This window comes from Ruegeria sp. BC3, from assembly GCF_056539265.1.
Genome location: NZ_JBQFUP010000004.1, coordinates 442587 through 459393, shown reverse-complemented (window position 1 = coordinate 459393; position 16807 = coordinate 442587). Strand labels below are relative to the sequence as shown.

General features: G+C 60.3%; 13 protein-coding genes. 10 read left to right on the top strand and 3 right to left on the bottom strand.

All coding sequences use genetic code 11. From position 1 onward, the window contains the following. Positions 1–52 precede the first annotated feature (52 nt). From ACR0MV_RS14225 to ACR0MV_RS14200, 6 genes are all read left to right on the top strand, one after another. Positions 53–1060 (top strand): AAA family ATPase, encoded by a 1008-nt coding sequence (locus tag ACR0MV_RS14225; RefSeq protein ID WP_170425948.1) that lies wholly within the window; start codon positions 53–55, stop codon positions 1058–1060. Further along, the gene (locus ACR0MV_RS14220; protein ID WP_170425946.1) at positions 1057–1932 is read left to right on the top strand and encodes a DUF58 domain-containing protein; all 876 of its coding nucleotides are present in this window, start codon (positions 1057–1059) and stop codon (positions 1930–1932) included. Before ACR0MV_RS14225 ends, ACR0MV_RS14220 begins: the two co-directional genes overlap by 4 nt. Beyond that, positions 1929–4691, top strand: a complete 2763-nt coding sequence (locus ACR0MV_RS14215) for a DUF4159 domain-containing protein (protein WP_480702516.1) — start codon at positions 1929–1931, stop codon at positions 4689–4691. The genes ACR0MV_RS14220 and ACR0MV_RS14215 overlap by 4 nt, the downstream gene beginning before the upstream one ends. After that, a complete protein-coding gene (locus tag ACR0MV_RS14210; protein WP_170425942.1) occupies positions 4688–6730 on the top strand; it encodes a hypothetical protein in 2043 nt (680 codons plus the stop codon). The genes ACR0MV_RS14215 and ACR0MV_RS14210 overlap by 4 nt, the downstream gene beginning before the upstream one ends. A gap of 99 nt (positions 6731–6829) precedes the next feature. Next, positions 6830–9046, top strand: a complete 2217-nt coding sequence (locus ACR0MV_RS14205) for a response regulator (protein ID WP_480702515.1) — start codon at positions 6830–6832, stop codon at positions 9044–9046. A 9-nt stretch (positions 9047–9055) separates the two neighbouring features. Further along, the gene (locus ACR0MV_RS14200) at positions 9056–9517 is read left to right on the top strand and encodes a VOC family protein (RefSeq protein ID WP_480702514.1); all 462 of its coding nucleotides are present in this window, start codon (positions 9056–9058) and stop codon (positions 9515–9517) included. Here the strand turns inward: ACR0MV_RS14200 and yaaA are convergent. From yaaA to ACR0MV_RS14185, 3 genes are all read right to left on the bottom strand, one after another. Continuing rightward, positions 9508–10278 (bottom strand): peroxide stress protein YaaA, encoded by a 771-nt coding sequence (yaaA, locus tag ACR0MV_RS14195; RefSeq protein WP_480702513.1) that lies wholly within the window; start codon positions 10276–10278, stop codon positions 9508–9510. The genes ACR0MV_RS14200 and yaaA overlap by 10 nt on opposite strands. 33 nt (positions 10279–10311) lie before the next feature. Continuing rightward, entirely contained in the window at positions 10312–12351 is a 2040-nt protein-coding gene (gene recQ, locus ACR0MV_RS14190; protein WP_480702512.1) for a DNA helicase RecQ, read from the bottom strand. A 78-nt stretch (positions 12352–12429) separates the two neighbouring features. Next, positions 12430–12717 carry a YggT family protein gene (locus tag ACR0MV_RS14185; protein WP_170425931.1) on the bottom strand — a complete coding sequence of 96 codons (288 nt, stop codon included), beginning with the start codon at positions 12715–12717 and terminating at the stop codon, positions 12430–12432. 129 nt (positions 12718–12846) lie between these two features. Between ACR0MV_RS14185 and ACR0MV_RS14180 the strand changes: the two genes are divergently transcribed. From ACR0MV_RS14180 to ACR0MV_RS14165, 4 genes are all read left to right on the top strand, one after another. Further along, positions 12847–14214: an MFS transporter gene (locus tag ACR0MV_RS14180; RefSeq protein WP_480702511.1), complete on the top strand. Its 1368-nt coding sequence runs from the start codon at positions 12847–12849 to the stop codon at positions 14212–14214. Next, the gene (mepA, locus tag ACR0MV_RS14175; RefSeq protein WP_480702510.1) at positions 14211–15074 is read left to right on the top strand and encodes a penicillin-insensitive murein endopeptidase; all 864 of its coding nucleotides are present in this window, start codon (positions 14211–14213) and stop codon (positions 15072–15074) included. Before ACR0MV_RS14180 ends, mepA begins: the two co-directional genes overlap by 4 nt. Then, positions 15047–15931 carry an esterase-like activity of phytase family protein gene (locus ACR0MV_RS14170; RefSeq protein WP_480702509.1) on the top strand — a complete coding sequence of 295 codons (885 nt, stop codon included), beginning with the start codon at positions 15047–15049 and terminating at the stop codon, positions 15929–15931. Before mepA ends, ACR0MV_RS14170 begins: the two co-directional genes overlap by 28 nt. Positions 15932–16022: 91 nt before the next feature. Further along, positions 16023–16667, top strand: coding sequence for a queuosine precursor transporter (locus tag ACR0MV_RS14165; protein WP_170425923.1), 645 nt, complete (start codon positions 16023–16025; stop codon positions 16665–16667). The last annotated feature ends 140 nt before the right edge of the window (positions 16668–16807 follow it).

Below are 16807 nucleotides of genomic sequence, written 5' to 3'. Positions count from 1 at the left end.
TTCCTTTTCGCGCGATACACTTCAATCATATTAGTCCACGGAAGGGAAAGTCATGACCGAACCTGCCGACCTCGTGTCCGAGATCGAAGCGCTGGAAGCCAAACTGCAAGAGGCCAAGGCCTCGATCACCCGTCGCTTTATCGGACAGGAAAGGGTCGTGGACCTGACACTGACCGCGCTGCTATGTGGTGGGCACGCCCTGCTGATCGGTTTGCCCGGTCTGGGCAAGACCCGATTGGTCGAAACGCTGTCGACGGTGATGGGCCTTCATGGCAATCGCATCCAGTTCACGCCAGACCTGATGCCCGCCGACATTCTGGGGTCCGAGGTTCTGGACACCGCCGAGGATGGCAGCCGCCATTTCCGCTTTATTTCCGGCCCGATCTTCTGCCAGTTGCTGATGGCGGACGAGATCAACCGCGCCAGCCCGCGTACTCAATCGGCTTTGCTGCAGGCGATGCAGGAACGCACCGTGACTGTGGCTGGTGAGGACCGGTCTCTGGGAGAGCCATTCCACGTGCTCGCGACGCAGAACCCGATTGAACAGGAAGGCACCTATCCGCTGCCTGAAGCCCAGTTGGATCGATTCCTTGTACAGATCGACGTAGAGTACCCGGATCGCCAGACCGAGCGTGATATTCTGCTGGCTACAACCGGTGTTGAAGAAGAAGAAGCGCACGGGATTTTCACCAAAGAAGAGCTGCTTGCCGCACAGGTGCTGTTGCGCCGGATGCCGGTGGGGGATTCGGTTGTAGAGCTGATCCTTGATCTGGTGCGCGCCTTCCGCCCCGAAGAGGCGGGCGTATCTGAACGCGTCGCCGAAACCGTGGCCTGGGGCCCCGGCCCTCGTGCGGCGCAGGCGTTGATGATGACGGTGCGGGCGCGGGCGATGTTGCAAGGGCGGCTGGCCCCAAATGCCGAGGATGTGCTGGACATGGCGCGCCCCGTTCTCAGCCACCGGATGGCGTTGAACTTCGCAGCGCGCGCGCGGGGTGACAGCTTGTCTGATCTGATCGAATCCACAGCCGCCGGCCTTGTCCGCACCGAGGCTGCGGCGTGAATGCCGCGCTGACCCTTCGCGAAAGATCCGAAGCCGAGGCGTCTCGGCTGCCGCCGCTCTTGGCGCGGGCCGAACATCTGGCAGGAACGGTTCTGCTGGGCGACCACGGTCGCCGTCGCGCAGGGTTGGGCGATGATTTCTGGCAATACCGCCCCGCGCAGATCGGGGACAGCCGCAGGATGATCGATCACCGCCGCTCGGCGCGGGGCGATCAGCAGTTCGTTCGCGAACGCGAATGGCAGATCGCGCAATCGGTGATGCTGTGGGTGGATCAGGGCGCCTCGATGCGCTTTGCGTCCGACAAAAATCTGCCCTCCAAGGCTGACAGGGCCCGTCTGCTTGGCTTGGCGACCGCGATCCTTCTCGTGCGCGGAGGAGAGCGTGTGGGTCTGACCGGCACAACGCTGCCGCCGCGACGAGGAAACGCACAGATCATTCGCCTTGCGCAGGCCTGGTCCGAGGATGCCGAGACTGATTACGCGCCACCCGAACACCGTGCCATGATCCCGCATGCGCGGGCGGTGTTCATCTCTGATTTTCTGGGGCCGATGGAAGAGGTCCGGCTGGCCCTGACCAAAGCCGCTGACCGGGGCGTGCGCGGGCTGGTGTTGCAGGTTCTGGACCCCGGCGAAGAAACATTTCCCTATCGCGGACGCACGATCTTTGAAAGCGTCGGCGGGTCCGTCCGTCACGAAACCCTCAAGGCTGGGGACCTGCGGGACCGCTATCTGGAGCGGCTTGCCGAACGCAAGGATGCAATGACGCAATTGTGTCGTGCAACGGGGTGGCAACTGGGGCTTCATCACACCGGCGAAAGCGCTCAAGCGGCTCTGTTGTGGCTCTATCGTGCGCTTGATGGGGGAACGGCATGACGGTTCTGGCTGGCATCGGCTTTACCGCGCCATGGGTGTTGCTGGGTCTTCTGACCCTGCCGATCCTGTGGTTGATTCTGCGTGCCGTGCCGCCTGCACCAATCCGCCGGTTGTTCCCTGCAGTGACGCTGTTGTTGGGGCTGAAAGACGACGAAAGCGTTTCTGACCGCACCCCATGGTGGCTGCTGCTGCTACGGATGCTGGCTGCCGCCGCTATCATAATCGGGCTGGCTGGCCCCGTATTGAATCCTTCACGGGATCAAGCCGGATCGGGACCCTTGTTGTTGGTTTTGGATGCGAGTTGGGCTGGGGCGACGCGCTGGTCCGCCACGCTTGATCAGATCGACGCACAACTTACCGAGGCTGGCCGCGCGGGGCGCACGGTCGCCATTCTCAGTCTGACCGAGCCCGAACCGCCAGTGTTCCAAGCGGCCGAGGCATGGCGCGGTCGCCTGCCCGGACTGGCTCCGATGCCGTGGCAACCCACCGGCGCGCAGATAGACCAAACGATTGCAGCCCTGAATCAAGTCGAGGGCGGTTTTGACACCCATTGGTTCAGCGACCGCCTCAGCTATGACGGGCATGAGACCGTCCTGTCTGCCTTGCGTGGGCGCGGCGAGGTGACGGTGTATCAAGCCCCGACACCCGCCGTGGCGATCCTGCCCGCCACATACCAGGACGGGGTCATTCAATTGGCCGCACAGCGGGCAGAGCCCGGCCCTGCGGAACGCATCACAATTCTGGCTCAGGGCCGCGACCCGGCCGGAGCGATGCGCATTCTGCAATCCGTCGACATGGAGTTCACCGGTGGCGAGACCCAAGCACAGGTGGAACTGGCCCTGCCGTCAGAGCTGAGGGCGCGCATCACGCGGTTCGAAATTCAGGGCCAGCGCTCGGCCGGGGCAGTGACGCTGACCGATGACAGCCTGCGTCGGCGCGAGGTTGCCCTGATTGCTGGAACGCTGAATCGCGAGGGCCTCGAACTGCTGTCGCCACTGCACTACCTGACGCAGGTTCTGATCCCCACGGCAGATTTTGTTGAAGGCGGCTTGTTAGAGGTTCTCCCGGCCAACCCCGATGTGATTGTGCTGGCCGATGTGGCAAAGCTGTCCGGGACAGAACAGGCGGCGGTGGTCGAATGGGTCGAACAGGGTGGCCTGCTGCTGCGCTTTGCCGGGCCGCGCATGGCCGCCAGCGATCTGGGTCGTGATGCCGAGGACGCGCTGCTGCCGGTACGCCTGCGCAGCGGCGGACGTTCGGTCGGCGGCGCGATGAGCTGGGGTGAGGCCAAGGGTCTTGCACCATTCCCCGAGAACTCGCCCTTCTATGGTTTGCAGGTTCCTGAAGACGTGACGGTCGCAACTCAAGTCATGGCTCAACCAGACCCTAATCTGGCGGATCGGGTGATTGCTTCACTGTCGGACGGTACGCCTTTGGTGACCCGCAAAGCGTTGGGTTTGGGGCAGGTGGTGCTGTTCCATGTGACGGCAGATGCCGAGTGGTCTACTTTGCCGCTGTCAGGTCTGTTTGTCGAAATGCTGGACCGGCTCGCGGTGGCTTCGGCGGCAAAATCCCGACAGGAATCGCAGCTGCAGGGCACCACTTGGGAGCCGATTCAGGTCATGGACGGGTTCGGTACCTTGTCTGACGCGGGCACCTTGGCGGGTGTCGACGGGGTCGAGCTGGTATCGGGTGACATTGGCCCCGAACTGCGACCGGGATTGTACGAAAGCGGCAAACAGAAACTGGCCCGCAACGTCCTGAGCGATGAGGCGGTGCTGACCCCTGCGGTCTGGCCCTCGGACGTGCCGATCAAGGGGCAAGAGGTCAGCACTGAAACTCCAATCGGGGGTATTCTGCTGAGCCTTGCGTTGTTGTTGTTGACCGTGGACGTGATCGCCTCGCTTGCGTTGTCGGGACGACTTGGGTTGGCCAAGGCCGCTGCGGTGGCGCTGGGCGCGGTGCTGCTGGTCCCCGAGGCGCAGGCGCAGACGCCTGAAGATACGGATTTTGCGCTAAACGCGACCAAGGAATTGGTTCTGGCCCATGTGCTGACAGGTGACGCGCAAGTTGACGACATAGCCGCCGCTGGTATGCGCGGGTTGGCGCAGACGCTGTTCTATCGAACCTCGGTTGAACCGGCAGAACCTATCGGCGTTGATTTGGAGCGGGATGAGCTTGCGTTCTTTCCTCTGCTCTATTGGCCGATCTCGCCCAACCAGCCGCAACCGTCCGACGAGGCGTATGCCAAGCTCAACGCCTATCTGCGCTCGGGCGGCATGATCCTGTTCGACACCCGTGATGCGGATGTCGCGCGGTTCGGGGCGGCCAGCCCGAATGGGCGCAAGCTGCAACAGATCGCAGCACCGCTGAATATCCCCGCGTTAGAGCCTATTCCCGGTGACCATGTTCTGACCCGCGCCTTCTATCTGCTGCAGGACTTCCCGGGCCGATACGCGGGCACCGAAGTCTGGGTTGAGGCTGCGCCAATGGATGCAGAACAGATCGAAGGCATGCCTTTCCGCAACCTCAACGACAACGTGACGCCCGTGGTGATCGGCGGAAATGACTGGGGTGCGGCCTGGGCCGTTGATCGCAACGGTCAGGCGCTGCTGCCCGTGGGCCGTGGATATGCAGGTGAGCGGCAGCGCGAACTGGCCAATCGTTTTGGTGTGAATCTGGTGATGCATGTGCTGACCGGGAACTACAAATCCGATCAGGTGCACGTGCCTGCGCTTTTGGACAGGTTGGGGCAATGACTGGAACCGTCATATTTGATCCGCTGATCCCCTGGCCCGTTCTGGCCGTGGTTGCTGCGATTGCGGTGGCCGGTGTTATTCTGGCGCTCTGGCGCGGGTTGTCCGGCTGGGCATTGCGTGGATTGGCGGCTCTGGTCGTGATCGCGGCGTTGGCTGGTCCTGTCTATCAGATTGAGGATCGCGCCCCGCTGACCGATATAGTCCTGATGATCGAGGATGAAAGCGCCAGCCAAACCCTTTCGGACAGGGCAGAGCAAACGGCGCAAGCGGCAGAGGAACTGGCCGCTGAAATAGAATCCCGCGACAATACGGAATTGCGTCGCATCCGCGTCGGCGATGGCGACGGTGACGAAGGCACGCAGGTCATGGCAGCGCTGAACGAGGCACTGGCCGAAGAGCCGCGCGCCCGGATCGCGGGTATTCTGGTTGTCTCGGATGGCATTGTGCACGACGTTGATCAGGCACCGGACCTGCCTGCGCCCATGCATCTGTTGCAAACCGGGCGCGACGCTGACTGGGATCGTCGCCTGATCGTCCGTAATGCGCCCGCATTCGCGATTATCGGAGAGCCGGTCACACTGACGTTGAGGGTCGAAGACAGCGGTGCCGCCCCTGCCGGTGCCACGTCTGCGCCGCTGGAAATTTCGGTCGATGGGGGCGAGGCTCAGGAATTCACGATTCCGATCGGCGTGGACGTCGAACTGCCCGTCACGCTGCCCCATGGCGGGCGCAACGTGCTTCAGTTCACGGTTCCGCAAGCCGAGGGCGAGCTGACCGACCGCAACAACACCGCTTTGATCCAGATGAACGGCGTGCGCGACCGGCTGCGGGTCCTGCTGGTCTCGGGCGAGCCGCATCCGGGCGGTCGGACATGGCGGAACCTACTGAAATCTGACAGCTCGGTTGATCTGGTGCATTTCACCATTCTGCGACCGCCGGAAAAGCAGGACGGTGTACCGGTGGACGAGCTATCCCTGATTGCCTTCCCAACGCGCGAGCTGTTTCTGGAAAAGATCAACGACTTTGATCTGATTATCTTCGACCGTTACAAGCGTCGCGGCATTCTTCCTGCGATCTATCTGGACAACGTCACCAACTATATCAACGACGGTGGTGCTGTTTTGGTCGCTGCCGGACCTGACTTTGCCAGTGCTGACAGCATTTTCCGTTCGCCACTTGCGCCCATTCTGCCTGCCCAACCCACCGCCCGCGTAATTGAAGAACGCTTTGTTCCCATGGTTACCGATCTTGGGCACCGCCATCCGGTCACGACGGATCTGGGCGACTCCGAGGATTGGGGCGCATGGCTGCGCCAGATCGACGTCAACCATCGCACGGGTGAGGTGTTGATGACCGGCGTTGATGACCGGCCGCTTCTGGTGCTGAACCGCGTAGGCGAAGGCCGCGTCGCGTTGCTGGCCTCGGATCATGCCTGGCTCTGGAGCCGCGGCTTTGAAGGCGGCGGCCCGCAATTGGAGCTGCTGCGCAGGCTGGCGCACTGGATGATGAAAGAACCTGAGCTTGAGGAAGAGGCCCTGTGGGCCGAAGCCAATGGTCAGGTGATGCGCATCATTCGCCAGACGCTTGGTGATGAGGTTGGACCCGTAACCGTGACCCGTCCGAATGGTGAAACGGTCGAGGTTACGCTGGAAGAGGTCTCGCCGGGTCGGTTCGAGGCAATGTATTTCGGGCCTGAAATCGGGCTGTATCGCCTTGAAGAGGGGGATCAGTCTACGGTCATAGGGTTAGGCCCCGCCGCGCCCAAAGAGTTTGAGCGCACGATCGCGACCTCTGACATTCTGGACCCTGTCATGGCAGAACTACGCGGTGGTGCTGTGCGTCTGGAGGAGGGGCTGCCCTCGATCCGGAACGTGCGCCCCGGGCGCCCGGCGTCAGGTCGCGGCTGGATCGGCCTGACCCCGCGCGACGCGTATGAAACGCGCGATGTAACGCAGGCTGGCTTGTTGCCGCCTTGGCTTGTCTTGCTGCTGGCGGGTGGCTTCCTTCTGGCAGGGTGGCTGCGCGAAGGGCGGCGCTAGCGCGGTCCGTTCGATTGCCCTTATCTCTGGTCAATGGCTTAAGCAGTTCTTCACGCTCTGCCCGGATGCTGTGTGCAAAGGACCCCGGGATCAGCAAAGATGAGTCTTGCAGGAAAACTGGCACAGGAACGGCGCGCGCGGCTTGCGGCTGAGCGGCTGCTTGAAATGAAACAGGCCGAACTGTCGGCTGCGAACCGCAAGTTGGGCTTGCACGCGATGGCTCTGACCAAACGCATCGGCGAAACCCAGGCCGAGGTGGAGACGGTTCGCGATGAGAATGCAAAGGTCAAATCTGATCTGACGGTGGCAAATGCCAAGATCGAAGTGGCCGAGCGCCGGCTGTGGCACTCGATCCAGACCATTCAGGACGGGTTCGCGTTCTTTGATGAAAGCAGCTGCCTGATCGGGGCCAACGCTGCATATCTGAGCGTGTTCGAAGGGCTGGAAGAGGTTGCGCCGGGCGTAACATATCCGCGAATTCTGGAAATCATGATCACAGAAGGTCTGGTCGACATCGGCTCAGAAGCCCCCGATGATTGGCAGCAAAGGCTGTTGAAGCGCTGGGTCATACCGCACCCACAGCCCGAGGTTATTCGCTTGTGGAATGGACACTATATCAAGCTCATCGATCAGCGCGGTAACGGTGGTGACGTTGTCAGCCTGGCGCTGAACATCACCGCCTCTGTCCGGCATGAGGCCGAGTTGACCGCCGCGCGCGAAAGGGCCGAGGCGGCAAACCGAGCCAAATCCGCCTTTCTCGCCAACATGAGCCACGAAATCCGCACGCCTATGAATGGCATCGTTGGGATGACCGAATTGCTGTCCGAAACGCCCCTGGACGAAGAACAGCGTTTGTATCTCAACACCATCCGAAACTCGGGTGAAGCGCTGCTGGTGATCATCAACGACGTTCTGGATTACTCGAAGATCGAAGCTGACAAGTTGACTCTGCATCCCGAACAGTTTGATTTCGAACGCTGCATTCTTGAGGTCGCGATGCTGCTGCAGCCCAGTGTGCGCGATAAGGGTCTGACACTGTTGGTGGATTATGATCTGTTCCTGCCGACGTTGTTTGTGGGCGACCCCGGACGGGTGCGGCAGGTTCTGACCAACCTTGTCGGCAACGCAGTCAAGTTTACGTCCGACGGGCATGTTCTGATCCGTGTCACCGGAGTGCCCAATCACGATGCGAATTCCTGCGACGTACACGTCGCCATCGAAGACACGGGCATCGGCATCGACAAGGACAAGATCGGGCACATTTTCGGTGAGTTCAATCAGGTAGAAGACGAGCGGAACCGCGCTTTTGAGGGGACAGGGCTTGGGCTTGCGATCACCAAGCGTCTGATAACGCTGATGGGCGGGACCATTTGGGTGGACAGCGAACCGGGGCAGGGGTCATGTTTCGGTTTTCGTATCTCGTTGCCCACCGCCGAAGGCCCACAGCCCGAGCCGCCGGATCTGGATGGCCGCCTGCGGCACGTGATGGTTGTCGAGGATCTGGCAGCTAATCGCGCAATCCTGTCCAAGCAGCTTGGGCGATTGGGCTCGCAGGTTACCGTTTGCGCATCGGGGGGTGAGGCTTTGGCCGCATTGGACGACAGTGTTGATCTGATACTGTGTGATCATGATCTGCCGGACATGGACGGGCTGGAACTGGCCGTCACCTTGAAAGAGCGAGGGTGGAGTGATCTGCCGGTGGTTGTGATGTCGGCCAATCCCGGTGTTATCCACGCACATCCTGCCCGCAACCTGATCGACGGGGTTCTGCAAAAGCCAATCCCGCGGGCCGAGCTGTATGCGCGCTTGATGGCGCTGGGTCAGTCGAAGCCGACCGAGAAGCAGTCGGCCGCTGCCCCGTCCAACGAGCGAGCCGAACCCACTGCATCCGACGTAGAGCAACGCGTCATGCGCGTTCTTGCGGCCGAGGATAACCGGACCAACCAGTTGATCCTCAGGAAAATGGTCAAGGATCTGAACATCGATCTGCGCTTTGCCGGAAACGGGCTTGAAGCGGTGCAGGCGCATCTGGAATTCGAGCCCGATCTGATCTTCATGGATATTTCGATGCCCCAAATGGATGGCAAACAGGCAACTGGCGAAATCCGGCGTCATGAGATCGAAACCGGGCGGCATGTGCCCATCGTTGCTCTGACAGCCCATGCGATGGCGGGCGACGATCAGGGAATTCTTTCAGCCGGGTTGGACCACTACCTGACCAAACCGCTCCAAAAGCAGAAGATTTATCAGATGGTTCAGTCTCATAAGCCATCGGATTGCGCGCCGCTTATTGCCCCGGATGCTTCCCTTGAATAGGGTCGGGTCATGAATGAAAATCGTGGATTTCGGCCCCGCGCCCTGGGTGAGATTGCTATCCGCTGCGCCGATATGGGCGCGATGGTTACGTTCTATGAAGACGTTATTGGCTTGACGCGCCTGAGCGGCGACCACAACAGCGCGATCACCTTTTTCCAGATCGCGCCCAGTTTTGGTGGTCACACGCAAGTTCTGGCTCTGTTTCACCATTCGGCAGCGCCACGGCCCGGGCTGCATCCGACAGGGCCGCAGAAACCGGTGACGGGTGGCGGATCGTCCCTGCATCACATCGCCTTGTCGCTGCCTTTTGAAGAGCAAGACGCGGTTATGAAATGGTATGATCGCCTCGGCCAACCCTACCGGGTTGAGCAGTTTGGCTGGATTGGTTGGCGGGGAATTTTCACCGAAGACCCCGAGGGAAATACCGTCGAACTGGTCGCCTACGACCCGTCCATGCTGGATCAGGCCTGATAGGGGCGTACGAAAACCGGTTTGTCGTCTTCCGACAGCTCGGGACGGTATTCATAGCCGCCACTGTCGAAATCCAACAATCCTTTGGGGTCGGTCAGACGATGCTGGATGACAAACCGCGCCATCGCACCGCGTGCTTTCTTGGCGAAAAAGCTCACGATCTTGGGCGCACCGGCTTTGTCCTCCATGAAAACGGGGGTGATCACGCGCAGCTTCAACGCTTTGGGGTCAACTGCGCCGAAGTATTCCTGACTGGCGCAGTTCACCAGAACGTCTGACCCGATCTCGGCTCCTTGCGCATTCAATGCCTTGCTGAGCTGATCCCGCCAGTATTCGTAAAGGTTCTTGCCGCGGCGGGTTTTCAACTTGCTGCCCATTTCCAGACGATAGGGCTGAATTGCATCCAAAGGGCGCAGCACGCCATAAAGACCCGATAGAATGCGCAGATGATCCTGCGCCCAAGTCATTTCATCGGAATCCAGCGAGGCAGCCTCGAGCCCCTGATAGGTGTCGCCCGCAAAGGCCAAAGCGGCCGGGCGAGTCATCTCACCCTCGGGTGTGTCTGAGAACGCGCGGTACCGGTCGCGGTTCAAACGGGCCAGATCATCGCTCAGGTCCATCAGCTTTTTCAGATCGCCCAACGTCAGATTGCGGGCGGTTTTCGACAGGCGGATGGCATCGTCCTGAAAGTCGGGCTGTGTGACGTCAACATCCCGTTCTGCCCAGTCCAGCCGCTTGGCCGGGGAAATAACTACCAGCATATCCGCCCTCGTTCCTTGCCTGATCCGGGATACTTAGTCCGTCTGCCGCAGCACGTCCAGAAAGGCGGCCCCAAACCTTTCGTGACGGCGATCACCCAGCACGTTTTCCATGGACCGAGGGTCGTCTGATCGCAGCTGCGCAACCTTGGCCAGCTGCGATGCCGAGCAGGTCAGCGGCTTGTCGATCCCGTCCGGGCCACGTGACAGTTGCGACTGTACTTCGAGCAAACGGTCGTAGATTTCGCCCTGATCCCGACCGGCCAGCTTGCGACGTGCGGGATGCAAAACTTCGACCTCGCCCGCAATCACCTCAAGGAAGGTATCGCCATACCGTTCCAGTTTCTTCGCGCCTACGCCCCCAATCCGGGCCATGTCATCCAGCGTGGCGGGGCGTTTCTCGGCCATTTCGATCAGCGTGCGGTCTGGGAAAATGACATAGGCCGGAACCCGAGCGGATTCTGCAAGGGCACGCCGCTTGGCTTTCAGCGCAGACAGCAGTGGGGCGTCTTCCTCGGACACCATCATTTTGACGGCAGGTCGGCGACCAGCTTTACGCAGCGTATCCTTTCGCAGGTTAATCTGCGCCTCGCCCTTCAGGATGGGCTTGGCGGCTTCGGTCATTTGCAGCGCGCCGTGGCGTTCGGGGTCAGGTCGGACCAGATCATGGCCCATCATCTGTCGGAAAATCGCCTGCCATTGTGGCCGCGACCAGTCCTTGCCGATGCCATAGGTCGACAGCTCATCGTGACGCCGCGCGCGGATTTTGTCGGTCTCGTTACCCAACAGGATGTCGATCAGATGACCCGCGCCGAACCATTCCTCGGTCCGCAGGATCGCGGACAGGGCCATGCGGACTGGGGTGGTGCCATCGAACACCTCGGGCGGGGTGTCGCACAGATCGCATTTTCCGCAGGGCTCGATCAGTTCGCCAAAGTAGCCAAGTAGGGTCTGACGGCGGCATACCAGCGCCTCGGCCAACCCGAGCAGAGCGTTCAGGCGTGCGTGATCTGCCATACGTCGTTCAGGTGGGGCCAGCCCTTCGTCGATTTGCGAGCGGCGCAGGCGGATATCGTCGGGGCCGAACAGGGTCAGCGTTTCGGCGGGACCGCCGTCACGACCAGCGCGACCGATTTCCTGATAGTAGGCTTCGATCGACTTTGGCAGGTCCGAATGGGCAACCCAACGGATATCGGGTTTGTCGATCCCCATTCCGAAAGCGACGGTAGCGACGACGATAAGGCCGTCTTCGCGGGCAAAGCGGGTTTCGACGATCCGGCGATCCTCCGCCTCCATCCCACCGTGGTAGTGGCAGGCCGAGTGCCCCTCGGCCCGCAGGGCCTGCGCCAGAACTTCGGTCTTGTTGCGGGTGCCGCAATAGACGATGCCGGATTGCCCTTTACGCGCTTCGGCGAAGTCGAGGATTTGCTTACGCGGGCCGTCCTTGGCGGCAAAGGCCAGGTGGATATTGGGTCGGTCGAAGCCGCGCAGGAACTTGTTGGGGGCTGTGCCGTCGAACAGTTTCTCGACAATCTCGTCCTGAGTTTCGGCATCCGCAGTCGCGGTGAAAGCGGCCAGCGGTACGTTCAGAGCGCGGCGCAGCTCCCCGATGCGCAAATAGTCGGGGCGAAAATCGTGGCCCCATTGGCTGACGCAATGGGCCTCATCAACAGCGATCAGGCTGACATTGATCCGCCGCAGCATTCCCAATGCGGACCCGGCGGCCAGGCGTTCTGGTGCCATATAGAGCAGCTTTAGCCGCCCGGCCTCCAACGCTTCCCACACCGCGTCGGTTTCTTCTTGGGTGTTGCCCGAGGTCAGCGCGCCAGCCTCAACGCCTGCTTCCTGCAGCCCGCGTACCTGATCGCGCATCAGGGCAATCAGCGGTGAGATCACCACTGTCACGCCGTCCCGCATCAGGGCAGGCAGTTGATAACACAAAGATTTACCGCCACCCGTCGGCATGATCGCCAGCACATTTTCGCCCAGCGTGACGGCATCGACAATCTCCTCCTGCCCGGGGCGGAAGTCGTCGAATCCAAAGACATCTCGCAGCATCGGTGCGGCGTCGAACATGTGCGGGGTTGCCTTGCTTTAAGGTTTATCTGCTCTTAAGACAGGACAATCACATACTAAGATTCGGTGAACAAGGCCTCAGACGAAATAGGCCACATTGTTGATCAGGATGATCCGCAGGGCGTACACGCCGATCAGCACCACCAGAGGGGTCAGATCAAGCCCGCCCATATTGGGCAGGATGCGGCGGATGGGGCCGTAGATCGGCTCTAACAAGCGATTCAGCCCGTACCAGATTTGCGCGACCAGCTGTTGGTGCAGGTTGAGCACCTGAAAGTTGATCAGCCAACTCATGATCACATGGGCCAGGATGATGAACCAGACAATGTCCAGGATCAGCAGAAGGATTTGGATCAGCGACAGCATGGGCACTCCGTTTGCACGTTTGCTGAGACGTAAGCGCCTGCGCGGCAAAGAGCAAGTGCAGGCCAACAGAACGCTTGCGAAATAACTGAAACAACCGTCTTATTGACCTAACAATAAATTGGGGCGGTCATGGCAGAGATTTCCAAGCGCAAGCGCATCTGGGGCTGGTGGTTTTTTGACTGGGCCAGCCAGCCGTATCACACATTGCTGGTGACCTTTGTGTTTGGCCCCTATTTCGCAGGTGTGGCGGCAGAGTACTATCTGACGTCCGGTCTGGATGCCGATGCGGCCGATGCGCGGGCGCAGACCGTCTGGGCGAATTGCATGACCATTATCGGGCTGATCATCGCCTTTGGTGCGCCGTTGATGGGCGCGATGGCCGATGTCTCGGGCCGTCGAATGCCGTGGATTTTTACGTTTTCGGTGATGTACGCCGTGGGTTCGGCTGCGCTGTGGTACACGATGCCGGACGGGTCGAACATGTGGCTGATGTTGTCGGCCTTTGGCCTGGGCTTTGTGGGCGCGGAATACGCGCTGATCTTTATCAACTCGCAGCTTCCCGATCTGGGCGATGACAACGAGGTCGGAGAGATTTCGGGCTCGGGCTTTGCCTTTGGCTATTTTGGCGGTCTGATCTCACTTGCGATCATGCTGGCGTTGTTCGTCGAGCAGGGCAACGGCAAGACGTTGATCGGAATGGACCCGATGTTCGGGCTGGATGCCTCGACCCAGCAGGGCACGCGTTTTGTGGGACCGTTCACGGCGGGGTGGTTCATCCTGTTTATGATCCCCTATTTCCTGTGGGTCCGGGATGAGGCCTCGACCGACAAGAAGGGAAGTGTAAGCGAAGCCCTGAGCCTGTTGGTCAATTCGATTTCCAATCTTCGCCACAGGGTCAGTTTGGCCAGCTACCTAGGGTCGTCGATGTTCTATCGCGATGCGCTGAACGGGCTTTACACCTTTGGCGGCGTGTATGCGCGGCTGGTGCTGGAGTGGGACCTGATCAAGATCGGTGTTTTTGGTATCGTCAGCGTTCTGGCCGCCGCCGCGTTTTCCTGGGTTGGCGGCAAGCTGGACAAGAAATACGGCCCTAAACCAGTAATTTTGGTGGCCATCTGGGTGCTGATCTTCGTCTGCACCACCATAGTGTCGATGGATCGGACGCAGATCTTTGGAATCTCACTGCCCGACGGGTCCGGCCTGCCGGATCTGGTGTTCTTTGGCTGCGGCGTGTTGATCGGCGGGATGGGTGGTATTTTGCAATCTGCCAGCCGTTCGATGATGGTACGCCATACCGATCCCGAGGCCCCTGTTGAAAGCTTTGGCCTCTATGGCCTGTCCGGCCGTGCCACTGCATTCGCGGCCCCTTTGCTGATCGGAATTGCCACAACGGTGACCGGCAGCGCCAGACTGGGGGTGTCACCCATCGTTCTGTTGTTTATTCTGGGATTAATCCTGATGCGCTGGGTGAAACCGGAAGGGGATCAGAGCAGATGATTTTATTACGTTTTTTAGCAATACTGGCCGTCATGTCCCTGGCGAATACAGCGACGGCGCAACCGCTTGCCAAGCAGTTATTTGGGGCACAGAAAGCAAGTTCACAGCAAAAACCAGCGGCTTTCGGCAGTTATTCGCGCGGATGTGCTGCCGGGTCGGTGCAACTGCCCGAGACAGGGCCCACATGGCAGGCGATGCGTTTGTCGCGAAACCGTAACTGGGGGCATCCGGTTGCGATCGACTATGTGCAGGACCTGAGTAAGTTTGCAGCCAAACAACCGGGATGGAACGGTCTCTATATTGGGGATATCAGCCAACCCCGGGGTGGGCCGATGACCTCGGGCCATCGATCGCACCAACTGGGGCTGGATATTGATATCTGGATGCTGCCCGGCGACAACATGCGTCTCAGCCGTAAGGCGCGCGAGAATATCTCGTCGATTTCGCTGCGCCGGTCCAACGGGGCTTTCGTAAACCAGAACTGGACCAAACAGCACCATGCCGTGCTGCGTCAGGCGGCCAAGGACAAACGCGTTGCGCGGATTTTTGTCTTTCCCGGTGCCAAGGTCGAAATGTGTAAAAACGAAAAAGGCAATCGTGCCTATCTGCGCAAGATCAGGCCGTGGTGGGGGCATCACTACCATTTTCACGTACGGCTGAAGTGCCCGCGGGGCTCTGGTGGTTGCGTTAATCAGGATCCTCCGCCAAAAGGCGATGGTTGCGCCGAGGCGCAGCAATGGGTGAACAACATTCTAAACCCGCCCCCGCCCGACCCGAACGCCCCTGCACCCAAGCCACGACGGGAATACCGATTGGCCGACCTTCCTCAGCAATGCGCACAAGTTCTGCAATCCAACTGATCGCCGCCCTTTTGGTGGCTGGAGCGGTCTGGGCGGTCGATCACAAATCGGCCGCCCATCTTTCGCGCCTCACCTGGAGCCATCAGGCCGATTGGTTTGGCGGGTTCTCGGCCATTCATGTCTCGGATGACGGCAGCAAAGTAACCGCCATGAGCGATCGGGCAACCGTGGTCACCGCGCGGATTCAGCGCGACGGGGATCAGCTTTCGGGTGTGCAGATCACCGCGCACTGGCCTTTGCTGTCCAGCACAGGCCGACCATTGACCGGCCCCGCCGGAGATTCCGAAGGCCTCGCCATGGCGCCGGATGGTGGTTTGTTTGTGTCGTTCGAGGGCGTCCATCGGGTGGCGTTCTATGCCTCTCCCGGTGCGAGGGCGCGGGTTCTGCCGCGGCCCAAGGCGTTTGATGGCTTTGAAGACAACGGATCGCTCGAGGCGCTTGCGATTGACCGACAAGGTCGCCTATACACGATGCCCGAGGAAAACCGGACCGCGCAGGGCGACATCCCCGTCTATCGCTGGGACGGCCAGAAATGGTCTACGCCTTTCGTCTTGCCGCAACAGGGCGAGTTTCTGCCGGTCAGCGCAGATTTCGGGCCCGATGGCAGGTTGTACGTTCTGGAACGTGACGTGGGTTGGACCGGGTTCCGCTCTCGCCTGCGGCGGTGGCAGATCATTGATGATGTTCCGCAGGAAGAAGAGACCCTGTTCCAGACTGGCACAGGTGCGCATGACAATCTCGAAGGTTTGTCCGTCTGGCGCGACGATCAGGGCAGGTTGCGCGCGACCATGGTGTCCGATGACAACTTTCTGGCCCTTCAACGGACCGAGTTGGTCGAATATCTGCTGCCCGATTGACAGCGGTCAGCCAAAGGTCTAAACGCACGGCTTGCCTTGGGATGACCCCTTGGCCAAGTCGCCGCTACCTTGTCAAAACGGGCATCTGAAAATGCAACGCAGCTTTATTCCCGGCATCCTTGCCATGGCCGCCATTGTTGTGGCCTCAAACATTCTGGTTCAGTTCCTGGTCTTTGACGGGCTCCTGACCTGGGGTGCATTCACCTATCCGCTGGCCTTCCTGGTCACCGACATCATGAACCGCGTCTATGGCGTTGGTCCGGCCCGCAAGGTCGTGTTCGCCGGATTTATCACCGGTATCATCTGTTCGCTGATCGGCACACAGATTATGCTGCAGGGCGACGGCTTTACCTATGCCGCTGTTCCGCTGCGGGTCGCGGTTGCCTCGGGCACCGCGTTTCTGATTGCGCAGCTGACCGATGTCACAGTGTTCAATGCAATGCGCGGTGGCCGTTGGTGGCGCGCGCCTCTGGTTTCGACGCTGGTCGGATCGGCCCTGGACACCACGCTGTTCTTCACCATCGCCTTTTCGGCGTCGATTACCATCTTCGGCGCGGACGCAGACGCAGCCATAAGCTGGGCGTGGGAGCCTGTGCCCTTCATGCTATCCGGCCCCGAAACCCCTTTGTGGGTGAGCCTCGCCTTTGCCGATTGGCTGGTGAAACTGTCGCTGGCCCTGATCGCGCTGATCCCGTTCAAGGTTATCGTTGCGCGGTTGACCGCTCAGCCTGTGTAAAAAAGTGCTTTGAGAATGGCGCATCTTGTGTCAGGCTCAAAGTTAACCGCAACAGATAGAAAAGGAGGTGATCCAGTGTCGAGAAAGAGATTGGAGAGAGGTGTTGGAACAACCGGGGGGAAAGCCTGCTAAGGCAGCCC